The 20,765-nt window shown below is 65.4% G+C and carries 21 protein-coding genes and 1 tRNA gene; 8 read left to right on the forward strand and 14 right to left on the reverse strand.

Features of this window, described 5'->3' with window-relative positions; translation table 11 throughout:
• Positions 1 to 33: 33 nt before the first annotated feature.
• Positions 34 to 819 (reverse strand): hypothetical protein, encoded by a 786-nt coding sequence (locus G6N68_RS22030; RefSeq protein WP_163716920.1) that lies wholly within the window; start codon positions 817 to 819, stop codon positions 34 to 36.
• A 44-nt stretch (positions 820 to 863) separates the two neighbouring features.
• A complete protein-coding gene (locus tag G6N68_RS22035; protein ID WP_163716923.1) occupies positions 864 to 1,343 on the reverse strand; it encodes an MmpS family transport accessory protein in 480 nt (159 codons plus the stop codon).
• A gap of 198 nt (positions 1,344 to 1,541) precedes the next feature.
• On the opposite strand from G6N68_RS22035, the gene G6N68_RS22040 reads away from it, so the two are divergent.
• Positions 1,542 to 1,907, forward strand: coding sequence for a DUF4345 domain-containing protein (locus tag G6N68_RS22040; RefSeq protein WP_163716926.1), 366 nt, complete (start codon positions 1,542 to 1,544; stop codon positions 1,905 to 1,907).
• Positions 1,908 to 1,956: 49 nt separating this feature from the next.
• Positions 1,957 to 3,660: an acyl-CoA synthetase gene (locus G6N68_RS22045; RefSeq protein ID WP_205351407.1), complete on the forward strand. Its 1,704-nt coding sequence runs from the start codon at positions 1,957 to 1,959 to the stop codon at positions 3,658 to 3,660.
• A 3-nt stretch (positions 3,661 to 3,663) separates the two neighbouring features.
• On the opposite strand, the gene G6N68_RS22050 is transcribed toward G6N68_RS22045, so the two are convergent.
• From G6N68_RS22050 to G6N68_RS22105, 12 genes are all read right to left on the reverse strand, one after another.
• Positions 3,664 to 4,401, reverse strand: a complete 738-nt coding sequence (locus G6N68_RS22050) for a hypothetical protein (RefSeq protein WP_163716928.1) — start codon at positions 4,399 to 4,401, stop codon at positions 3,664 to 3,666.
• Positions 4,398 to 5,345, reverse strand: coding sequence for a vWA domain-containing protein (locus G6N68_RS22055; RefSeq protein ID WP_163716931.1), 948 nt, complete (start codon positions 5,343 to 5,345; stop codon positions 4,398 to 4,400). The genes G6N68_RS22050 and G6N68_RS22055 overlap by 4 nt, the downstream gene beginning before the upstream one ends.
• Positions 5,342 to 6,331 carry a hypothetical protein gene (locus G6N68_RS22060; protein WP_163716934.1) on the reverse strand — a complete coding sequence of 330 codons (990 nt, stop codon included), beginning with the start codon at positions 6,329 to 6,331 and terminating at the stop codon, positions 5,342 to 5,344. The genes G6N68_RS22055 and G6N68_RS22060 overlap by 4 nt, the downstream gene beginning before the upstream one ends.
• Positions 6,322 to 6,813, reverse strand: coding sequence for a hypothetical protein (locus G6N68_RS22065; RefSeq protein ID WP_163716938.1), 492 nt, complete (start codon positions 6,811 to 6,813; stop codon positions 6,322 to 6,324). Before G6N68_RS22065 ends, G6N68_RS22060 begins: the two co-directional genes overlap by 10 nt.
• Complete coding sequence (locus tag G6N68_RS22070; protein WP_163716940.1) at positions 6,803 to 7,669, reverse strand: DUF58 domain-containing protein; 867 nt, start codon at positions 7,667 to 7,669, stop codon at positions 6,803 to 6,805. The genes G6N68_RS22065 and G6N68_RS22070 overlap by 11 nt, the downstream gene beginning before the upstream one ends.
• Positions 7,670 to 7,696: 27 nt before the next feature.
• A complete protein-coding gene (locus G6N68_RS22075; RefSeq protein ID WP_163716943.1) occupies positions 7,697 to 8,698 on the reverse strand; it encodes an AAA family ATPase in 1,002 nt (333 codons plus the stop codon).
• A gap of 120 nt (positions 8,699 to 8,818) precedes the next feature.
• A complete protein-coding gene (locus G6N68_RS22080; protein ID WP_240355560.1) occupies positions 8,819 to 9,211 on the reverse strand; it encodes a YchJ family protein in 393 nt (130 codons plus the stop codon).
• 36 nt (positions 9,212 to 9,247) lie between these two features.
• Entirely contained in the window at positions 9,248 to 11,530 is a 2,283-nt protein-coding gene (locus G6N68_RS22085; RefSeq protein ID WP_240355561.1) for a putative bifunctional diguanylate cyclase/phosphodiesterase, read from the reverse strand.
• 251 nt (positions 11,531 to 11,781) lie between these two features.
• Positions 11,782 to 12,105: a hypothetical protein gene (locus G6N68_RS22090; RefSeq protein ID WP_163716945.1), complete on the reverse strand. Its 324-nt coding sequence runs from the start codon at positions 12,103 to 12,105 to the stop codon at positions 11,782 to 11,784.
• 198 nt (positions 12,106 to 12,303) lie between these two features.
• Complete coding sequence (locus G6N68_RS22095; RefSeq protein WP_163718864.1) at positions 12,304 to 13,536, reverse strand: class I SAM-dependent methyltransferase; 1,233 nt, start codon at positions 13,534 to 13,536, stop codon at positions 12,304 to 12,306.
• Between the two features lie 227 nt (positions 13,537 to 13,763).
• Positions 13,764 to 14,918: an acyl-CoA dehydrogenase family protein gene (locus G6N68_RS22100; protein WP_163716948.1), complete on the reverse strand. Its 1,155-nt coding sequence runs from the start codon at positions 14,916 to 14,918 to the stop codon at positions 13,764 to 13,766.
• Between the two features lie 186 nt (positions 14,919 to 15,104).
• A tRNA-Leu gene (locus G6N68_RS22105) sits at positions 15,105 to 15,178 on the reverse strand.
• A gap of 360 nt (positions 15,179 to 15,538) precedes the next feature.
• Here G6N68_RS22105 and G6N68_RS22110 point away from each other — a divergent pair.
• The 6 genes from G6N68_RS22110 to G6N68_RS22135 all read left to right on the forward strand — a co-directional run bounded on the left by G6N68_RS22110 (position 15,539) and on the right by G6N68_RS22135 (position 20,746).
• A complete protein-coding gene (locus G6N68_RS22110; RefSeq protein ID WP_163716951.1) occupies positions 15,539 to 16,354 on the forward strand; it encodes a PPE family protein, SVP subgroup in 816 nt (271 codons plus the stop codon).
• Between the two features lie 62 nt (positions 16,355 to 16,416).
• Entirely contained in the window at positions 16,417 to 17,592 is a 1,176-nt protein-coding gene (locus G6N68_RS22115; protein ID WP_163716954.1) for a PPE family protein, read from the forward strand.
• A gap of 60 nt (positions 17,593 to 17,652) precedes the next feature.
• Complete coding sequence (locus G6N68_RS22120) at positions 17,653 to 17,949, forward strand: WXG100 family type VII secretion target (RefSeq protein ID WP_163716957.1); 297 nt, start codon at positions 17,653 to 17,655, stop codon at positions 17,947 to 17,949.
• A 32-nt stretch (positions 17,950 to 17,981) separates the two neighbouring features.
• Positions 17,982 to 18,266 carry a WXG100 family type VII secretion target gene (locus G6N68_RS22125; protein ID WP_079220028.1) on the forward strand — a complete coding sequence of 95 codons (285 nt, stop codon included), beginning with the start codon at positions 17,982 to 17,984 and terminating at the stop codon, positions 18,264 to 18,266.
• A gap of 184 nt (positions 18,267 to 18,450) precedes the next feature.
• The gene (locus G6N68_RS22130) at positions 18,451 to 19,224 is read left to right on the forward strand and encodes a response regulator transcription factor (RefSeq protein WP_163716960.1); all 774 of its coding nucleotides are present in this window, start codon (positions 18,451 to 18,453) and stop codon (positions 19,222 to 19,224) included.
• Between the two features lie 7 nt (positions 19,225 to 19,231).
• The gene (locus G6N68_RS22135) at positions 19,232 to 20,746 is read left to right on the forward strand and encodes a sensor histidine kinase (protein WP_163716963.1); all 1,515 of its coding nucleotides are present in this window, start codon (positions 19,232 to 19,234) and stop codon (positions 20,744 to 20,746) included.
• Positions 20,747 to 20,765 lie beyond the last annotated feature (19 nt).

The raw sequence follows: 20,765 nt of genomic DNA on the forward strand, positions 1-20,765 counted from the left end.
AGGCAATCTGACGTGCCGGTGTGCGGAAGGCGGTCAGCTCTTCTTGTCGCGAACTTTGTATGTCGACGGCCACGACTTGCGTGACTCGTCGCCGGTCAGCGGGGTGCCCATCCCGCCGACCTTGACGTTGTAGGCCTCCTTGCCCGGGCCGACTTCGCGGTTGGCGTGCTCCTGGGCGAGGTAGTACAGCTCGTCGATGGTGGCTTCGTCGTAGGCGACGAACGAGGTGTGGCGGGTGAGGTCGTTGATGCCAGCCATCATCCTGGCCGGCAGCAACCGCGATGCCACTGCCGCCAGGCCCAGGAGCGAGAACGGGACGACCCAGTAGCAGATGAACGACAACGGGGTCTTCGTGTCGAGGATGGTGGCATTCTCACCGTGCACGATCGCCGGAATCGTCGACGACACCGTCATGCCTGCGAAGGCCGCGACCCACACCCAGGTCAACACCGTGGTGGTGCGCTGGAACAACTCGGTCTTGACTACGTCGGGCGGTTGCTCGGCCTCGGCGAACTCACGCACGAACGGCTTGCCGATCAACACACCCACCAGCGCGCCGAGGAAGATCCCGGCGTTGCCGATCGGCTGTATCCAACGCGCCATGAACGCATCGCTGACCGCAAACGTCAGCAAGGTCAGCACCAAAAATGTTGCGACAGCGGCAATTTCGATCGACCGTCCGGGCTTTCCGGTGGCGCGGCCGACCGCGAACACGGCGACGGCCATGAGCAGCGCCACCGATACGGCGGTGAGGAAAGGAACGTTGCCGACCAGCACCCAGTAGGTGATCCACGGCGCAAAGCCAAAGAGCATGCCCATAGCCGGTCAGTTTATGGCCGACGCTCAAAGGTTACGTCGGCGGCTCAATCTGTAACGTCCCTGGTGGCGGGAAACGGCGCGAACTTGTTGCCCGTGACACCCACGCAGTTGGCCGAGATGTAACCGCCGTCGGAGGTCTGCTCAGCCACCTTCTGGCCGTCCGCAAACAGTCGGCAGGTGACGGTGCCGCCGGGGGTTGACGACGTCGCCCACACCGATGCCACCAGAACCCAGTTTTCGACGGTCACCTCCGCCGTCCACGGCAGTGTTACGTCCTGTATCTGCTCCGGGTCGCCGACTGGCCCGGTATACGTGATCTTCACCGCCTTGGCCGTGCCCTCGACCTCATAGGTGATCTTGACCCCTCGATGCGCATTTTCCCAGGTCGCGTGCCTGTGGATGGTGACGTAGGCAACCAGGCCGGCGACGAACAGAAGGACGAAGCCGCCGATGGCCAAGGGGCGCCACAGCCGCTTTTTCCAGGAGACCTGTAAGTGGTCGCCGGACGTCAGATCTGTGGTCATCAACCTTCCCAAGGGTGATACAGCGGCAAAGACACGTACATCACAGCAGATATTTAGCAGCGAGCGCGCGCGGAGACCCGCAATTGCCCGATACCGGCCCACCCGAGCGCGAGGTTTGTGCCAGTTCGTGGTTCGGGGTGAGATGGGCGGTATCCCGGCAGATCGGGCACCCACGGGTCTCGAGGACAGGAGGCCATCATGGCGGTCGTCGTCTTAACCATCACCGCGGTGTTTTTCCTGGGTATGGGGGCGTACGCACTCGCCGCCCCGGCCGCCCTGCTGCGACCATTCGCCATCGAGCTGCCGGAAGCGCAGTCTCGGTCCGAGGTGCGCGCGGTCTACGGCGGGTACGGCCTGGCGATGGCAGTGGTCCTGGCGTTCGCTGCCATCGATCCCGGTTTCCATCGAGCCGGGATCATGACTACTGTCGGGGCGGCGCTGGCCGGGATGGCGCTCGGCAGGCTGGTTTCCGCGCTGGTCGACAAGCCAACGGCGTTCTATCCCAACTGGTTCTACTTTCTGGTGGAGGCCGTGGCCGGGGCCGCCTTGCTGGCCACGGCCTGAGCAACCACGACTGCTACCGTTTTCGCAAACTTGGCGCAGAGGAGGATCGATGACCGATGCACTGAACGCTATCCGGGACAGTGTTCGGGAAAAGCTGGAGCGCGTCACCGAGGCGGGACGCGCGGTCAAGCGACTCGTCGACCGGGGCATCGTCGACCTCAGCGACCCGAAATCGTTCATTCAAGCCGCCAAGCTGACGCCCGTCTACGGCCCCCAAGCCACCATGACCATCATTGGCGGCCAGAAGTATGCTTCCCTGCCGGCGTTCGTCGACGAACGCGGGACTTTGACATACAAGCAGGTCGACGACCAGTCGTGGGCGTTGGCGCGGGGACTGCAGTCCATGGGCGTCTCCCAGGGGTCCGTCATCGCGCTGCTGTGTCGCGATCACCGAGGCCTGGTCATCACGATGGCCGCGTGCGGCAAGCTCGGTGCCCGCATGGTGCTGATGAACACGGGCTTCGCCAAGCCGCAGTTCGCCCAAGTGTGCGAACGCGAGCACGTCACCGTGGTCATGCATGACAGTGAGTTCATCGGCCTGCTCGACGCGTTGCCCGCCGACATGCCGCGGGTACTGACCTGGGTGGACGAGGGCGCAGAGTTGCCCGAGGGCGCGAAGACCCTGGAAGACCTCGTCGCCGCGAATCCGTCCGCGCCCCTGCCCCCACCGACCAAAGCGGGCGGATCCGTCATCCTGACCAGCGGCACCACCGGACTGCCCAAGGGTGCGCCGCGCAACAAGGTATCCCCGTTGGCGACGGCACAGATCGTCGACCGAATCCCGTTCCCCCGCAAGGGAACCATGGTGATCGTCTCGCCTATCTTCCACAGCACCGGCTGGGCCACCTACACGGTCGGCGCCGCACTGGGCAACAAGGTGGTGACCTCCCGCCGCTTCAAGCCGGAGAACACCTTGAAAATGATCGCCGACCACAAGGCCGACATGCTGGTCGCGGTACCGACGATGATGCACCGGATCGTGGAGCTTGGCCCCGACATCATCAACAAGTACGACACCTCGTCTTTGAAGGTCATCCTGGTCGCCGGCTCCGCGCTCAGCCCCGACCTGTCCAACAGGGTGCAGGACACATTCGGGGATGTGCTCTACAACATGTACGGCTCCACCGAGTGCGCCATCGCCAGCATCGCCACCCCCGACGAGCTGCGCGCCGCGCCGGGTACCGCCGGGCGGCCCCCGTTGACCTGCCACATCGTGTTGTACGACGACAACGACCGACGCATCGAGGGCCCGAACCGGCGCGGCCGCATCTTCGTCAACAACGGTGCGAAGTTCGAGGGCTACACCGACGGCCGCAACAAGCAGATCATCGACGGTTACATGTCCAGCGGCGACATGGGCCACATCGACGAGAACGGCCTGCTGTTCGTGGACGGCCGCGACGACGACATGATCGTCTCCGGCGGTGAGAACGTCTTTCCGCAAGAGGTGGAGAACCTGCTCGAGGAGCGGGACGACGTCGCCGAGGTCGCGGTGGTGGGCGTCGACGACGTCGAGTTCGGAAAGCGGTTGCGCGCCTACATCGTTCCCGAGCCGGGTGCGAAGACGGACCCGGCAGAGATCCAGCAGTACGTGAAGAACAACCTCGCCCGCCACAAGGTGCCGCGCGACGTGATCTTCATCGACGAACTTCCCCGCAACGCAACCGGCAAGCTGCTACGGCGGGTGCTGGTCGAGATGGACGTCAAGCAGCCGGACAACGTCGAGGAGCCCAGCACACCGCAGCCCAGCTAGGGCTCACGGCCCCTCGGCCGGGGGCGCGGCGCCGGCCGCGTCCTGCAGCACCTGCTGCAACTTGTCCAGTGGATCACCCTCGGTCGGGTCGAGTCGGCGGGGTGGAATATCCCCGCTGTCGGGTGCGGCGGCGGGAACCGGGGGCGGCGGCGGAGGCGGCAACGCGATCGGCGGAGGCGGCGGCGGCGCCACTGGCGGCGGGGCACTCGGTGACATCTTGGCCGCCAGCCGGCTCGCCGCGTCCTGACGCAGGCTCCGCCGCTGCGCGTCGGGGTCGCGGTTGCCGGCGAAGCAACCTTGCGGGGCGCTCTCGACGACGCTCAGCGCGCTGCCATAACGTTCCGCGGCGCGGTCCCGGTCACCTGCCACGGCGGCTCGATCGCCCTGTGTTTCGCGGACCAATTCGAGATTGACCCGCACCAGGCAGGAGTCGGCGAAGTCGGAGCGGGCCAGCGCCGCGATGAACTTGCTGTCGGCGTCCTCCAGCCGACCGTCGAGCACCGCCGCCGCGCCGGCGGCGAACGGCGCCTTGGCCGGCTCCACCACGTTGGCCACACCGAGAACCGCCGCGTCGGCTCGCACCGCGTTCGCATCACCAGCGGCAAATGCATCAGCCGCCGAATTCCCCACCACGACAACCGATATCAATTTGGCGGCCACCAGCAGTGCGATGACGGTCAGCGGGGCCGAGTAGATCAGCAACCGCCGTCGCAGCCGCAGCCGGGCGGGTCGCGCCGTCATCGTGCCAAGTCCCGTCGAGCGATGCGGCCGCGTCGGAACTCCCGCACCGAGAAGTAGATCTCGATAAGCAGCAGTCCCGCCGCGAGCAGCGCGGGCAGCCAGTACAGCTCGATGCGTTGCGCGGCCGCCGCCTCGATCCTGGTGCCGTCCGGGCTGTCGGGCAGGTCCGGCTGGAAGGGCTGACCCGGATCCCGGTGTAGGTAGGGCACGCCGAGGTCTGTTGCGGCTTGCCGCAATTCGGGTTCGTCGATCGCCTCGCTGCGGCCGTAGCCCAGCACCGCTCCCCCGTCCACTCGCCCCTGCGTGACGTCGAAGATGTGCTGCGGCGCGCGCGAACCGGGCGCACCGGAACCGAAGTACAGCACCGCATTCCGTGATCCCGGATAGTGCTGCACGGCCTGGGCCAGCTGATACCGCAACACATCCCCCGCCGCACCGTTGTTGACGTCCGACCCCGCATCGGGCTCGTTCTGATAGGTGCTAAGCGCGGCAACGGTCGGGCGCAGACTCCAGACATCCTCGGACAGCGGCCATTCCAGCACGGCTCGCGAGCCGACGGCGACGAGCGCGTACCGCGCAGCGGGGTACCGCTTCAGCACGGCTTCGATGTCGGCGCGCATCCCCGCGATGCGCTGTTCCCGGGTGCCCCCATAGTCTGCGACGCCCGAGTCGGCCGACCGGTCGACGACGAGGAACACGTTGAGATTCGCACCGGCCGCCGCCGTTCCCCGACGAATTTCGTTGTGCCGCAGTGCTGGACGGGTGGTCGCGGCGAGGAGCAGCAGCACCGCCAGAGTCACCCCGCCCCACCGCAGCACAACGCGCCCTCGACGCGCGGTGTCATTCGTCCACAGCAGCTGCCGCAGCGCCACCAGACGCCCCAGGACGAGCGCGCCGACGACGACGGCGAAGATCGCCCAGGGCAAGACCGGTTGAAACGTCATCGGCGCAACATCAACAGGGCCACCGACAGCACGGCCGCCGACACCATTCCAATTGCCAGCGGTAGCACCGGCGCGTCGAAGAACTCTGCCTCCACGACCGCGCCGTCCGTCAATCGCGCCGGTGGGGTGTTGGCCCGGATCTCGTCGAGCGCCTTCGTGATAGCGCCGGATCCCGATCCCAAGTCCGGCACCAGGTACCGGCCGCCGGTCTGCTCGGTCAGCGCCAGTAGCGACCCGCTGGCGGGTGACGGGGCGGTGTCGATCACATTGAGCTGGACTCCGGCGCGGTCGGCGAGATCGCGCACACTGCCGCCGGCGAACAGGGTGGCTCGGCGATCCCCGGCAACGCGGAGATCGGAGGGTCCGAGGTAGACCACCGAGCGCCGGTGCGTGCTGCGCTTGTCGAACGACGGGAAGCCCGAAATGCACAGCGCCAGCGAGTCGTTCACACTGGCGGCGTAGTCGAGGTAGGGCACCCGCGGGGCGAACGCAGCCGACTCCGCCGTGCCTGCACGGGCATACTCAGCGAACTGCGCCGCGGCGTACTGATAGTCCCGGGTGAGCGGGACCACGCGACGGTTCACCGATGTCAGGCCGATGCGCTGGGTTTGATAGGAATCACCGGCTTGCCGCGCGAAATAGTCGAGCAGCTCGGCCGTCGCGGCATCGGTCACCGGCTGGCCGACGCAGATCATGATGTCCTCGGGATGGGTCGCGTCCAGACCCTTGCTGGCCCCGGCCGGGCGGGCACCCGCCCAGGTTGCGGCGCCGAATGTGACCGTCAGCAGTATCAGGGTCGCAACGGTCGACCAGGTACGCAGTCGGGCCACCTTCGCGTACTCGGGCAGCCGCGTAAGGCGTGCGACGTTGGCCAACGGGCGTAGCCGCTTGCGGAGGCGCGTCAGCGGCAACAGCGCGGCCAGCGCGACGGTCGCAACGAAGCAGGCGCAGGCGACCGCCACCACCGGCCACCACTTCAGGTCCACGAGCGAATCAACTCCTGCGCCCGGGCACTCACGTCAGCCATCCAGGCTTCGTTCACCCCGGCCTCCGGGTTGAACTGGGCGTCACCGAGCCGGGTGAGCAGCGGAGCGGCCGGAGCCAGTTGCCCGCCGGCTTCCACCGCCAGGGCTTCGATGTGCAGGTACTGGGCCCGCTCGCCGGTTACTTGGTGCAGAAAGCTGCGTATCGTTCGGGCGATCGCCGCGCTTGCCGCCGCCGCTGACATCCGTCCCGCGACGTACTCGTCGGCAATAGTGCGAACGCGACGGGAGAATCGGAAGCGGATCAGCCGGGCGTGTATCCGCCGCACTACGGGCATCCGTCGCAGCCGATCCGATGGTTGTGTCCACACGAGAATGCCTGCGTACCAACCGATTACGATGAGCACCAGCAACACGCCCAACCACAGCCAGGTCCACGAATACGGCTGCGGGCCAAATACGTGGCGCAGCAGCTCATCCGGCACGTGCGGTCACCTCGGTCAGGCCGACCAGCTTGCGTCGGATGTCACCGCTGCCGGTGATGGTCGCGTGGGGGATGGTGTGCTGGGTCAGGAACGCATCGAGTCGGTCGCGGCGTGCCTGCTCGGCGCGGCGGTAGGCGTCGACCACCCGTGGTCCCAGATCGGCGCCGTTGAGCACGAAACGGCCGGTGGCGACGTCGAATCCGTCGGTGTTGTCCGGACCGACCGCGGGCATGTCCGACACCATCGCCCACATGATGTCGTGCCGTGCGCCGAGCCTTACGAGCAAGCCGCTGAGCGCCTCGTCGACATCGGGTTCGTCGGACACCACGATGATCAGCATGCTGTGTCGGTAATGGGTTGCGACATAGTCGAGTTGGACGGTGATGTCGCTCGTGGCGGGATCGGCGATGGTGTGCTGATACCAGCGATGCAGCAGTCCCTCGATGTGCGGCTCGCCGCGCCGCTGCGGGATGTTCACCGAGCCGCGGCGGTCGCCGTAGACCATGCCGATCTGATCGGAGCGGCGCAAGCCGATCAATCCCACCGCGCCCATGATGTGCGCGGCGACGTCGCGCTTGTATTCACCGCTGGGCGCAAGCGCCGCCATGTTCCGGCCGGCGTCGGCGACGAGCAGGATCTTGTGGTGCTTCTCGGAGACGAACCGCTTGATCAGCACGGTGCCTGAGCGTGCGGAGGCCTTCCAGTCGATGTCTCGCACGTCGTCGCCCGGCACGTATTCGCGGAGGTCGTCGAACTCCATGCTGCGCGTGTGCGTCAGCGCGTAGCGACCACCTTCAAGCAGGCCGCGGGTGTCGGTGCCGAAATGCGCTTTCGCCCGGTTGAGGTGCTTGCCCACAGTTAGCCCTAGTGACCCTCTGGCACCTCAGGGGACCCGGACGACACGCATCACGGCGTCGATCACGGTCTCGGGAGTGACGTTGGCGCTGGCCGCTTCGAAACCGAGGATGAGCCGATGCCGCAGCACCCGGTGCGCGAGCTTGGCGATGTCCTCGGGCAACACGTGCGTCCGGCCGTGTAGGACCGCACGGGCCCGTGCGGCCTTGCAGAAGGCGATGGTGGCGCGGGGGCTGGCGCCGTACTCGATGAGGCGCGCGATCTGCTTGGGCAGTTTCTGGGCCGGGTGGCGGGTGACGTCGACCAGTTGGCTGGCGTAAAGGACCAGCGCGCGGTCCATGTGGACGTGGCGCACCAGGTGCTGCAGCCGCAGCACGTCGTCAAGGCTGACCACCGGCCTGGTCGGCTGGCCCCTGTCGTAGATGCCGGCGTCGATGCGTGACATCACTTCCACCTCCTCCTCCGGGGAGGGGTAGCGCACGATCTCCTTGATGAGGAAGCGGTCGGTCTGCGCCTCGGAGAGCGGGTAGGTGCCCTCCTGGTCGACGGGGTTCTGGGTGGCGATGACCAGGAACGGCTCCGCGATCGGGTACACCTGCCCGCCGATGGTGGTCTGCCGCTCTTCCATCGCCTCGAGCATCGCGCTCTGGGTCTTTGCGCTCGACCGGTTGATCTCGTCGAGCAGCAGGACGTTGGAGTGCACGGGGCCCAGCTGGGTGACGAACGACGTCGTCGCCGAATCGTAGATCTGGGTGCCGATGATGTCGCTGGGCAGCAGGTCAGGCGTGCATTGGACGCGTTGAAATCGCCCATGCACCGCCTCGGCGAGCACTTTCGCGGCGGTGGTCTTGGCCAGGCCCGGGACACTTTCGAGCAGGATGTGGCCGCCCGTGAGCAGGCCAATCAGCAGCGACTCACGCAGGTCGCGCTGCCCGACGATCTTGGCCGCGAACGCCTGGGAGATGGCATCTACGATTCGCCGGACGCTGTCGAGCTCGCGCTGATCCGGTTGTGTCCGTGCTGTAGTCATACGCCCGCATTTATACCCGGGTGCCGCATTTCCACACGTAATTGGCTTGATCGCCGACGTGATCGCACCGCCCCGGTTTTGTGAACACCCATTGCAATGAGTTCTCCCCCCGTGCGTCCGTTAGGTCGTCATCGCATCGACGTAAAACCAGCGACCGACGCGCCGCTGGAAGCGGCTGCGCTCGTGCATGCTGTCCGCGCGGCCCACAACCTCGAAGTGGGCCATGAACTCCACTTCCCCGAGTTCGTCATCCGGGCCGCCCGCGGCGGTGTCGAGCACCTCGAGACCGGTCCAGCTGACGGCGGGATCGACGGTCACCTCGACCGGCCTCGTTCGGGGATGCCAAGTGCGGAACAGATAGTCGGCGTCGCCACAGGCGTACGCCGAATACCTAGACCGCATCAGCTCTTCGGCCGTCGAAGCCTGCCGCTCACCTTGAAGCAACGGCCCGCAGCACGCCTGATGGACCGCACCGCTGCCGCACGGACACAACGCCCCGAACAATTCGCTCACGTCGTGGAAGCCATCCTCATCCGCCCGCCTCGTCTGTTACATGGCGTGCTGGCGTGCTCGCCTCGCGTCGGCGATTTCGGCGATCGACAGAGGCCGTCCGAAAAGATGTCCCTGAGCGAGGCGAACTCCGGCGTCCGCAATGGTGTCCAACTGGGCCGTCGTCTCGATGCCCTCCGCGATCACCTCGAAGCCCAACTCGGCACAGAGCCCGAACACCGAGCGGTAGAGGGCCATATCGCGCACCGGATCGACCCCGACGGCCAGGCTCCGGTCCAGCTTGACGATGTGCACCGGCAGGGCGTGCAGATAGGTCAGCGAGTTGTACCCCGCGCCGAAATCGTCGAGCGCCACCCGCACGCCGAGCTCATTGAGTAGCTCGATCTCGGCCGCCGCTTCACTGAGGTCGACGATCGGGACCGTCTCGGTGATCTCCGCGACGAGACGCCCCGGCGCGATTCGATGCCGTTTCATCGTCCGCTTCACGTGCTCATCGAAACCGGTACTCCCCAGCCGTGCGGCACCGATGTTGACGTGGATGTCGACGTCCAATCCAGCACCCTGGACCTCACCGCAGGCCAGGTCGAGCACCATCGCATCCAGGTCGGCGCCGAGTCCCGCGGCCTCGGCGGTTACCACGAAAGTTTCGGGAGCTATCTGCATGCCGTTGGGCGCGGTCCAGCGGGCCAAAGCCTCCACGGCGACCATGGTCCGTTCCGGCAGCCGCACGACTGGCTGGTAGACCAGGCTGAACCCATCGGGTACGCCGCCTTTGGCAGCGCGCAGCGCGGTCGGGAAATCGGCCCGCACCCCCGTCAACGGTTGGTAGATCACCGCGGTGTTCTTGCCGAGCCGTTTGCCCGCGTACATCGAGATGTCGGCTTTACGCAGCAGATCGTCGGATGTCTGAAGTCCGTCTTCGGTGTCCGGCCGTACCACGCCGAGGCTGGCCCGGACACGCACCGAGGAGCCGTGCAGCGGGAAGGGATCGCGCAGCGCCACGCGCACCCGGTCACTGACGGTCTCGAGTTCCTCCGGCTCTTCGTGTATGAGGATCGCGAACTCGTCGCCGCCGATCCGGGCCAGCGTGTCGTTTTCCGATACGCATCGCTTGAGTCGCTCACCCACCGCGCAAAGCAATTCGTCACCGGCGGCGTGCCCGAAGCGGTCGTTGATCTCTTTGAAGTCGTCGAGGTCCACGAAGATCAGCACGAACCCCCCGGCGTGCATCGCCTCGTCGAGGCGACGGGAGAACAGCAGCCGATTGGGCAGCTCGGTAAGCGCGTCATGGTGCACCTGATGCGCGAGTCCTTGCTGGGCGCGGTAGAGGCGCTGCGTCAGCAGGCGCTGCGCCCCCATGGCGATCACCTGGCGCACTGTCACCAGGAGCACCATGAACGAAGTCACCCAGACCGCAACGGCGCTTAGCGACCGACCGGCGAGCACGTGGAAGGTGAACAGCAGACAGATTCCCAGGAACCCGACGTACGGCAAGATCAGGTGCGCCCAGTCAATTCCGCGGCCGAGTCCGAGGTCTTCCGTCGTCCGCGCCGGATACTCAAACATCGCGAAGCCGATCATCAACGGCCCGAGGATCAACCCGATGTCGCCATACACTTCACCTTCCGCCGTGCCCACCGAGCGGAAGTAGGCGATCACCCTGTCCGCGACGGCCATCAACACGAGACCGCCGGCCAGTAGCAGATAGTTCGTCCGGTATGGCCTGGCCGCGTCGTACACCATGGCGACCAGGACCGCGACGCCTACCACGACGACCACGGACACCGAGAACGCCACTTCGACGGCCGGGTTACCCGACCGCGGCAGCGAAGCCGGCGACCCCGCGCCGAATCCACCGAAAGATGCCAGGATCAGGAACGCCACCGCTGCCACCACGCCGTCGAGAAGGCTGGTGACCGGGGGGTGGTACAGCAGGCCGCCTGGTCCAAATATCCTGCCGCTCGAACGCACCAGCAGAACCACCGATGCAAGGGCGAACGCCGGTAGCAAAGAATTGAAGACAACTGCCGGGGTGGGCGCGACGGCGTCCGCGTTGGGACTAGCCGTAAACCACAGCACCTGACCGATCAGCCACAACACCACCGCCGCGAGATAGATAAGGCGCCACCAACGCGCCAAGCCTTTCGCTCGCCGGGCGCCCACCAGCCCACAGACGACCGCCGCCGTCCCCGTAAAAACCTGGAGAATCGCCGCGCCGCGCTCAGCCGCATGTTGCCCCCACAGCGCCAGCGCGTTGATGATCGCCAAAAGTGCTATCAGAACGAAGACATAGAGGCGCAGTCGAAAAGGACTTATCGACACGAGCCTCCTCCCCTGGCGACCGGCTCTAATCCTTGGTCCTGGCTATCGACGGGGACAACAACGGTGGCCAACTTGCCTCCGGCATGGGCCCGACAGCCGGTGGCAGCTCCAACGCAATTCTTTGCCAGCGTGTCATCTGCGATAACGCCACGCAACCATTGGTCTGCGGAGCGGCCAGAGTGCTGCGAACACGACGCCAGCCAGCGACGCCGCAAACTGCCGGGGGGCGACCGCGAGCCGGCGCCGGACCGCTACTCGGGCGGAATGGCCCCTTCACAGCCGCCGGGCGGTGGCGGGCCGGGCATCGGTTCGTCGCCGCTGACGCAGTCGTAGTAGAACTGCGGGCCCACCATCCAGGTCTTCATCCACTGATGCCAGAACGACCCGTCCGGGTACTTCTCGCCGTCACAGACAGCTAGATTGCCCCACCCCCATCGACCACCCGGACACCAGCCTTTTGTCATGTCCGGCTGGTGCGGGTCCAGCGGTTCGGCGTTGGCCACCGGAGCAGAAAACACAAACGCTGCAGCACAACCCACTACCGCAGCGCCGCGACGAGCAAGCTTGAAATCCATTGGCTCCCCTTGAACGTCTACTTATCCCATGCGCTTAACGACTGCGTCCACGCCTTCGCTGACCGGATTGGCAGGGTTATGCAGGCCGTTGAGCAGCGTGTTTGCGGACGAGCGAGATGAATACTACGACGCGCCGTTAAGCGGAGTATTGGCATTCACTGAAAATTTGCCACGCGAAGAGAGCCGACGCCTTGGGTCCTAGGTGTGACCATTTGCGTTGAGGGCCATCGCGACGAAGTCGAGACGCCAGAGCGATTGGAATAGCTTGCGGCCGAACTCCTCGAAGTCTGACACCATGCCCTGCACCGGCTGACCGCTACCCGCCACGAGCTCAGCGATCTCTCGGATCGTGCGGCGCCCGTCGACGTGCTGCAGAAAAGCCAACTGAAGCGGAGCGGGTTTCATGCGGAAGCCGGGCCAGAACATCTCGGTCCCGGATACTCCACAACGAGTACGCATCAGCGGGACGTAGTCGAGGCAGGCAGCCGTCGAAAAGTCGATGGTGTACTGCTCCTTCGGCCGGTCGGGACGGCACGCCAGGAACAAATGGGAGGCGTTCAATGGCTCCATCCGTTCCATCACGGACCAGATCTTGATGTCTGGCAACGCATTTACCGCGGCATAAAACTTGTTGTCTTTGACAAAGAAATCGTGGGGGTAGTACGGAGCCTTGTGGAACCATCCCTGGAACACCAGTCCGGCGGAGGTGACGAGATCAATGCACTCTTCCACGGAATAGCTGCGCTGTCGACCATGCAGAAAGGTATCGACCAGGGCGGCGTCGGAAGTCAAATCCATCGCCTTTTTCAGGTAGTTCTGGATGGGGTGATGCGCCGGCGTCACCCGAAGGGCCGCTTTGACGAGATCTAGCGATGCGTCATCCTGCTGAAACTCCATGTCGCGGAAGATCGATTCCATCATCTCGACCCCGATGCGGCCGTACCGGCCGTAGAGCATCACCGCTATAACGCCTTCTCGCCGTACGCATTTGGCCAACGCGTTCATGCCGGCCTGCGGGTCGGCCATGTGATGCAACACGCCCGTGGACACGACGAGATCGAAGTCGCGGCCGAGGGTGGCCAACTCTTCGATCGGAAGCAGATGCAACTCCAAATTCGCCAGCGCGTACTTGTCCTTCAGATGCTGCTGGTTGTCCAGTGACGCCTGGCTGACATCGACCGCCACGACTTTGGCCGCAGGGTTTGTGAATGCGAAAATCGCCGCCTGATTTGTGCCACAACCCGCGATCAGAATATCGAGATCGGGTTTGTATTCGCGGTCCGGCCATAAAATGCGGTGGGAGTAGGCGGGGTCAAACCATTCCCAGTTGACCGCCGCCCACGCTTTCAGGTCTGCGATGGGGTGCGGATAGCTCCACCGCTCGTACTGACGGGCGACAATATCGGCGCGGGGATCGTCGTTCGAGGTCAGTGCTGGCTCCTTTTCGGCTCGTGCGGCAATCCTGAACGCCGCCACATCTCCATGCAACACGAGCCTTCTTGCGGTAGGCGTTGCCGATGCGCTCGATGACGTCGGGATGCCAGATGACCTCGCGGCGCGCCAGCGTTTCTTATGTGAGCGCCGCGATCGGGTCCATGGCAGGAGAGCGCAACGCCATCTCCTTGTTGATCATGGCCGACGTGGTGGTGGTTTCCGCGTTACAACCCAAGGTCTTTGCCGATGATCTCTTTCATGATCTCGGTGGTACCGCCATAGATGGTCTGGATACGGGCGTCGGCGAAGGCCCGGCACACGGGGTACTCGCGCATGTAGCCGTAGCCGCCATGCAGCTGCAGGCAGCGGTCGGCGACGCGGACCTGCAGTTCGGTGGTCCACCACTTCGCCTTGGCGGCAGTGGCGGCGCTGAGCTCTTTGCGCGTGTGCAGTTCCACGCAGTGGTCGATGAACACCCGGGCGATCTCCACTTCGGTGGACAGTTCGGCCAGCAGGAACCGGTTGTGTTGGAAGGAGCCGACGGGCTTGCCGAAGGCGGTGCGCTGCTTGACGTATTCCAGGGTGGTGGCGAGCACTCCCTCGGCGGCGGCGACGGCCGTGACGGCGAGCGACAACCGTTCCTGGGGCAGGTTGTGCATCAGCTGGTAGAAGCCGGCACCTTCTTCGCCGAGCAGGTTGGCGGCTGGAACGCGGGCACCGGTGAAGCTCAGCTCGCTGGTGTCCTGTCCATGCAGTCCGAGCTTGTCGAGGTTGCGCCCCTTTTCGAAACCGGGGGCGCCGGCCTCGACGACGAAGAGCGAGAGGCCCCGGTGCCGGTCCTCGCCGGTGCGGGCCGCCACCACGACGAGATCGCAGTTCTGACCATTCGAGATGAACGTCTTGGAGCCGTCGATCACGTAATGGTCGCCGTCGCGGACCGCGCGGGTGCTGATGCCCGACAGATCGCTGCCAGCCCCGGGCTCGGTCATGGCGATGGCGACGACCAGTTCGCCGCTGGTCACTCCGGGAAGCCAGCGCTCCTTCTGCTCCTCGGTGGTCAGATCGGTCAGGTATGGGGCCACCACGTCGTTCTGCAGCACCAAGCCCAACCCGGCCGAGGCATAGCCGGACCTGGCGAACTCCTCGTTGAGGATGGTGTTGAACCGGAAGTCATCCACACCGGCACCGCCGAACCGCTCCGGAGTCTCGAACAGCAACATGCCGTGTGCGCCGGCAGCGGCGAACATCGAGCGGTCGATGCGCCCGTCGTGTTCCCACTGCTCGTAGTGGGGAGCCACCTCGGTGGCTATGAAACGGGCGACGGTAGCCCGAAATTGCTCGTGGTCGTCATTGAACAGCGGCCGGGTCATGCTGTTCATTCTCGCGTTGAGCGATCCGAGGCGCTTGGGCCACCTACTGAACCTTATGCGCAATGTCGGAGGCGGCTATGAGGTCCGATGGGTTAGGCCCCGCCGCGAAGTAGCCATATCGTCGCTCCGAGCCGGCTAGGAAGCCACCTACTCACCAACTAACGCGAATGGCCTTCTACCAGGACATTTTTCCAGTGCCCCCAGTCGGACTCGAACCGACACTTGACGGATTTTAAGTCCGCTGCCTCTGCCAATTGGGCTATGGGGGCTCGGCGGCGAATCTAGCGCGCCGACGTCACGTACGGGACCTCCCCTCCCCCCTCCGAGCCCCCTCTGAGGCCGACATGCGTTCTATTCGTGATCTGTGTAGGATCGCGCGCCGCGCCCGAACAAGGGGTGCTGCGGGGCCTCACGCATATGACAGGTCTATGTCGCCCGCCAATAACGCGTTAACACAGCTCGCACGCGAGTTAAAACGCCGTAAACGTCCGTCACCCAGCGCACTTCGGCCAGGAATCTGGTCCCGCGGCTGATTAGCGTTACGCCAACGCACAGGGGCTAATACGCAAACACACAGGGTCGGCCTGGGGGATTACAGGTCGCAATGTTTCACACTTAAGGAGCAACGGATGTCATTCCTGCAGATATTGCCCGAAGAGCTGACCGCTGCGGCCACACAGCTGGGTGCTCTTGGCACAACGTTCACCGCTCAGAACGCGGCCGCCGCGGCCCCCACCACCGCGATCGCTCCGGCCGCCGCTGACCTGGTGTCGACGTTGCAGGCCTCGCTGTTCGCCGCGTACGGGACTCTCTACCAGCAAATCAGCGCCGAAGCCGCCGCAATCCACGACCAATTCGTGAACACGCTGGGGATCAGCGCCGGTACCTACGAGGCCACGGAAGAGATCAACCAGGCCGCGGCCATTTCGCCGTTCGACGGGTTCGCCGCCGACGCGGGGGCACTTACCCAGGCGTTTGGTGACGTCTTCCCGGACGAGTTCTCCGGCGGTATCGCCAACATCCTCAACATCGGCGCCGGCAACTGGGCCTCTGCCACATCCGTGCTGGTCGGCCTTGCCGGCGGTGGTCTGCTTCCCGCCGAAGAGGCGGCGGCGGCCGATGCCGCTATCGGCGGCGATTTGGCTTTGGGTGAACTGGGAGCGGCAGCCGCCGCAGCCGAAGGTGGCGCAGTCGCGGCCGGGATCGGTACGGCCGGCGCGGTTGGCGCACTCTCGGTGCCGCCCGCTTGGGCAGGCGCGACCCTGGTCTCGAGCACGACTCCCGCGGCACTCACCGGTGCCGGATTCACCGCCGCCCCGGCGGCGGGCTCGCCCGGGATGCTCTTCCCCGGTGGTCTGGCCAACGCGGCGCGCAACAGCGCCGGCTTCGGTGCGCCGCGCTACGGCGTCAAGCCAATCGTCATGCCGAAGCTCGCCACGGTCTAAGCACCAGCCCATTCCGCACCATCAACAACTTGAGTCAAACCTAATAAGAACGGGGATACACAATGGATTTCGCCGCTTTGCCGCCAGAAGTCAACTCCGCGCTCATGTACTCCGGCGCGGGTGCCGGCCCGCTGCTCGCAGCCGCGTCGGCATGGAGTGGCCTGGCCGCCGAATTGACCTCCACCGCAACCGGTTTCGAGTCTGTGGTCACCGAGCTCACCGGTGAGCTGTGGCTTGGTCCGGCGTCGCTTTCCGCGGCTGCCGCCGCCCAGCCCTACATCGCCTGGCTGACCTACACCGCTGGAGCGGCGGAGCAGGCGAGCGTACAGGCCATGGCATCCGCGGCCGCCTACGAGGCAGCGTTCGCCGCCACCGTTCCCCCGCCAGTCATCGCGGCCAACCGGGCCCAACTGGCGGCACTGGTCGCGACCAATTTCCTGGGCATCAACACACCCGCGATTCTGGCTACCGAGGCCCTCTACATGGAGATGTGGGCCCAGGACGCCCTAGCGATGTACACCTACGCGGCCGCGGCCGGCGTCGCCAGTGCATTGGCACCGCTGGAGCCCCCTACGCCGAACACCAACCCTGCCGGCCCCGTAGCCCAGGCCGCCGCCGTCGGCGCCGCCGCCTCGGTGTCACCCGCGACGCAATCGGTTGTCGACCTGATCACCCAGTTGCCGACGGCAATTTCGCAACTGGCTGCACCGGTCACTTCGGCTCTCGACGCGGCGGGCGTGATGGACATCCTTCCGGTCATTGACGAAGTGTTGGGCGAGGCGTTCATCGCCAACATCATCAACAGCGCCATCAACACCACGGCATGGTGGGTCATGTCCGCTATCCCCACGGCGATCTTCCTGGCGAACACCCTCGCCGGCAGCACGCCGGTGGTGGCGGAGGAGATCGCCGAGGGTGCGGGCATTGCTGCCGGGGCAGCCGCGGCGGGCCTGGCCGGCGATGTGGAAGCAGCGGGCGTCGGCGCCGCCCTGGGCGAGGCGTCCCTGGTCGGAAGCCTTTCGGTGCCGGCCAGCTGGGCAAATGCCGCCCCCGTCGCCGCGAACGCCGGTACGGCGTTGGCGGGCAGCGGCTGGACGGTTCCCGAGGAAGCCGCGGCGCAGGGTGGTGTCATGGCCGGGATGCCGGGCATGGCTGCCGCCGCCAAGGGTGCCGGCGTCGGTTCGGCACCGCGGTACGGCTTCAAGCCGATCGTTATGCCCAAGCAGGTCGTTGTCTAACGCCCTGAAGTAACAACCACTACTAGAAGTTCAAAACCAAATTCGAGATAAGGAGACAGCATGACCACGCGTTTCATGACCGACCCGCACGCTATGCGGGACATGGCGGGCCGTTTCGAGACTCACGCCCAGATCGTCGAGGACGAGGCCCGTCGCATGTGGGCGTCCGCGCAGAACATCTCGGGTGCTGGCTGGAGTGGTCTGGCCTCGGCTACCTCGTTGGACACCATGGGCCAGATGAACACCGCGTTCCGCAACATCGTGAACATGCTCCACGGCGTGCGTGACGGCCTGATCCGTGACGCCAACCACTACGAGCAGCAAGAGCACGCCTCGCAGCAGATCCTCAGCAGCTAACCCCGGCCCGAAGACTCAGGAGAACAATCACAATGACCATCAATTACCAGTTCGGCGACGTCGACGCCCACGGTGCCCTGATCCGGGCCCAGGCTGCCTCGTTGGAAGCAGAGCACCAGGCCATCGTTCGCGATGTGCTGGCCGCTGGCGACTTCTGGGGTGGCGCCGGTTCGGTGGCTTGCCAGGAGTTCATCACCCAGTTGGGTCGCAACTTCCAGGTGATCTACGAGCAGGCCAACCAGCACGGCCAGAAGGTTCAGGCCGCCGGCCAGAACATGGCGCAGACCGACAGCGCCGTGGGCTCCAGCTGGGCCTGACCCACACGCGTTGACCAACGTGGCCGCACACTCCGGTGTGCGGCCACGTTGTTGTTTGCCGCGACACCGAAGGCCGCGTCGAAGCGCGCGTACGGGTTGCTGCGAGCCCACCCGCCACGCGAAGCATTTGAGAAATCTATGAACTTCGTGACAACCGCATGTGCGCTTGAAAGAGTCTACGAATATGACCGCCATGTCTGGATATGCGCGCAGTCAGCGTCCCCGCCAAGCCATTCTGGGCCAGTTGCCCCGGATCAACCGTGCTGACGGTTCACCTATCCGGGTGTTGCTGGTTGACGACGAACCGGCCCTGACCAACCTGGTCAAGATGGCCCTGCACTACGAGGGTTGGGACGTCGAGATCGCCCACAACGGGCGGGAAGCGATCAGCAAGTTCGAGCGGATCTCCCCCGACGTGCTGGTCCTCGACATCATGCTGCCCGACGTGGACGGGCTGCAGATCCTGCAACGTGTCCGCGAGTCCGACTCGTACACACCCACGTTGTTCCTCACCGCGCGCGACTCGGTGATGGACCGGGTCACCGGCCTGACCGCGGGCGCCGACGACTACATGACCAAGCCGTTCAGCCTCGAAGAACTGGTCGCTCGGCTGCGCGGACTGCTGCGCCGGTCGAACCACCTGGCCCCGCCCGCCGACGAATCCCTCAAGGTCGGCGACCTCAAGCTCGACGCGGCCAGCAGGGAGGTCACCCGTGGCGGTACACCGATTCCGCTGTCCTCGACCGAGTTCGAACTGCTTCGGTTCCTCATGCGCAATCCGCGGCGTGCACTGAGCCGCACCGAGATCCTCGACCGGGTTTGGAACTACGATTTCGCCGGCCGCACCAGCATCGTCGACCTGTACATTTCTTACTTAAGGAAGAAAATCGACGCCGACAGGGAGCCGATGATCCACACGGTGCGCGGGATTGGGTACATGCTCCGACCCCCGGAATGAGCCCCCCATGACGGGGCACCGAAATACGCCCCGGTGGCTGCCCCGTTCGCTGCGCCAGCAGCTGCTCTTGGGCGTGCTCATGGTCGTCACCGTGGTGTTGGGGGCCGTCGGGGTCGTCTCCGTTCTGAGTCTGCGCGGCTATGTCACCGCAGTGGACGAAGCGGAGGTGGCCGAATCCATGCATGCGTTCAGCCACGCGTATGCCCGGTACCGCAACGGCGAGCACACGTCGATACACACCGGGACTCCACCCATCTCCCAGGCTCTGCTGGAGTTCACCGGCCAGACGCCCGGCAACCTCATAGCGGTGATCCGTGACGGCAAGGTGATCGCTTCGGCCGTCTTCTCCGAGGACGAACCGCGACCCGCGCCGCCCGATGTCATCCAAGCCATCGAGTCGATGACCTGGAATGACCGGCCATCTCGCGTTGAGAGGCTGGGCAGCTTGGGCTCCTACCAGGTCGACAGCCGGGTGGCCGGCTCTGACCGCCTGGTCGTTGGTGTGTCGATGGCCGTGACCGACCAGATCATTGCTCGTAAGAACCTCACCACGACGGTATTGGTGGTGGCCGCGCTGGTGATCACAGCCGCGCTGACCATTTGGGTGGTGGGCTATGCCCTGCGCCCGTTGCGACGAGTCGCTGCCACCGCCGCCGAAGTGGCCGCGATGCCGCTTGCGGGCGACGACCACCGGATCAGCGTGCGGGTGCGGCCGGAAGACACCGATCCGGACAACGAGGTCGGAATCGTCGGTCACACGTTGAATCGGTTGTTGGACAACGTCGATAGTGCGCTACAACACCGCGTCGACTCCGACTTGCGGATGCGGCAGTTCATCACCGATGCCAGTCACGAGCTGCGGACGCCGCTGGCGGCCATTCAGGGATATGCGGAACTGACCCGTCAGGACAGTTCGGACCTGCCACCGACCACCGAATATGCGCTGGCGCGCATCGAGTCGGAAGCGCGTCGGATGGCGTCGTTGGTCGACGAGTTGTTGCTGCTCTCACGCCTGGGTGAAGGTGAGGATCTGCAGACCGAAGACCTCGACTTCAACGACCTCGTCCTCAACGCGGTGAATGACGCCGCCGTCGCGGCGCCGACCCACAAGTGGGTAAAGAAGTTGCCCGACGAGCCGGTCTGGGTGAACGGGGATCACGCACGGTTGCACCAGCTCGTCAGTAACTTGCTGACCAACGCCTGGGTGCACACACCGCCCGATGTCACCGTCACCACCGGAATCACGTGCCACACCGACGGTTCCGGCGGCTCCTATGCGGAGCTGACGGTTGCCAACGACGGGCCCGACATCGACCCCGAGGTCCTACCTCGCCTGTTCGAGCGGTTCGTCCGCGCTGACAAGGCGCGATCCAATGGCGCCGGCCACGGGTTGGGTCTGGCCATCGTTAGTTCGATCGTTAAAGCGCACGGGGGGACGGTGAGCGCCGAATCCGCCAACGGCCGCACCGTCTTTCGAGTCCAGCTGCCCATGATCAGGCAACCGGCTCTGGACGTCCACTAGCCGGCTGCCGTCAGAAGAC

The sequence above is a fragment of the Mycobacterium bourgelatii genome (genome assembly GCF_010723575.1).
Lineage (GTDB): Bacteria > Actinomycetota > Actinomycetes > Mycobacteriales > Mycobacteriaceae > Mycobacterium > Mycobacterium bourgelatii.

Excerpts from the sequence above, each read along its gene's own strand:
- G6N68_RS22055 (WP_163716931.1), bottom strand. The coding sequence starts at position 5,345 with ATGACGTTTCAACCGGTCTTGCCCTGGGCGATCTTCGCCGTCGTCGTC.
- G6N68_RS22090 (WP_163716945.1), bottom strand. The coding sequence starts at position 12,105 with ATGGATTTCAAGCTTGCTCGTCGCGGCGCTGCGGTAGTGGGTTGTGCT.
- G6N68_RS22115 (WP_163716954.1), top strand. The coding sequence starts at position 16,417 with ATGGATTTCGCCGCTTTGCCGCCAGAAGTCAACTCCGCGCTCATGTAC.
- G6N68_RS22075 (WP_163716943.1), bottom strand. The coding sequence starts at position 8,698 with ATGACTACAGCACGGACACAACCGGATCAGCGCGAGCTCGACAGCGTC.
- G6N68_RS22045 (WP_205351407.1), top strand. The coding sequence starts at position 1,957 with ATGACCGATGCACTGAACGCTATCCGGGACAGTGTTCGGGAAAAGCTG.
- G6N68_RS22135 (WP_163716963.1), top strand. The coding sequence starts at position 19,232 with ATGACGGGGCACCGAAATACGCCCCGGTGGCTGCCCCGTTCGCTGCGC.
- G6N68_RS22120 (WP_163716957.1), top strand. The coding sequence starts at position 17,653 with ATGACCACGCGTTTCATGACCGACCCGCACGCTATGCGGGACATGGCG.
- G6N68_RS22035 (WP_163716923.1), bottom strand. The coding sequence starts at position 1,343 with ATGACCACAGATCTGACGTCCGGCGACCACTTACAGGTCTCCTGGAAA.
- G6N68_RS22130 (WP_163716960.1), top strand. The coding sequence starts at position 18,451 with ATGACCGCCATGTCTGGATATGCGCGCAGTCAGCGTCCCCGCCAAGCC.
- G6N68_RS22030 (WP_163716920.1), bottom strand. The coding sequence starts at position 819 with ATGGGCATGCTCTTTGGCTTTGCGCCGTGGATCACCTACTGGGTGCTG.
- G6N68_RS22125 (WP_079220028.1), top strand. The coding sequence starts at position 17,982 with ATGACCATCAATTACCAGTTCGGCGACGTCGACGCCCACGGTGCCCTG.
- G6N68_RS22040 (WP_163716926.1), top strand. The coding sequence starts at position 1,542 with ATGGCGGTCGTCGTCTTAACCATCACCGCGGTGTTTTTCCTGGGTATG.
- G6N68_RS22050 (WP_163716928.1), bottom strand. The coding sequence starts at position 4,401 with ATGACGGCGCGACCCGCCCGGCTGCGGCTGCGACGGCGGTTGCTGATC.
- G6N68_RS22110 (WP_163716951.1), top strand. The coding sequence starts at position 15,539 with ATGTCATTCCTGCAGATATTGCCCGAAGAGCTGACCGCTGCGGCCACA.
- G6N68_RS22100 (WP_163716948.1), bottom strand. The coding sequence starts at position 14,918 with ATGAACAGCATGACCCGGCCGCTGTTCAATGACGACCACGAGCAATTT.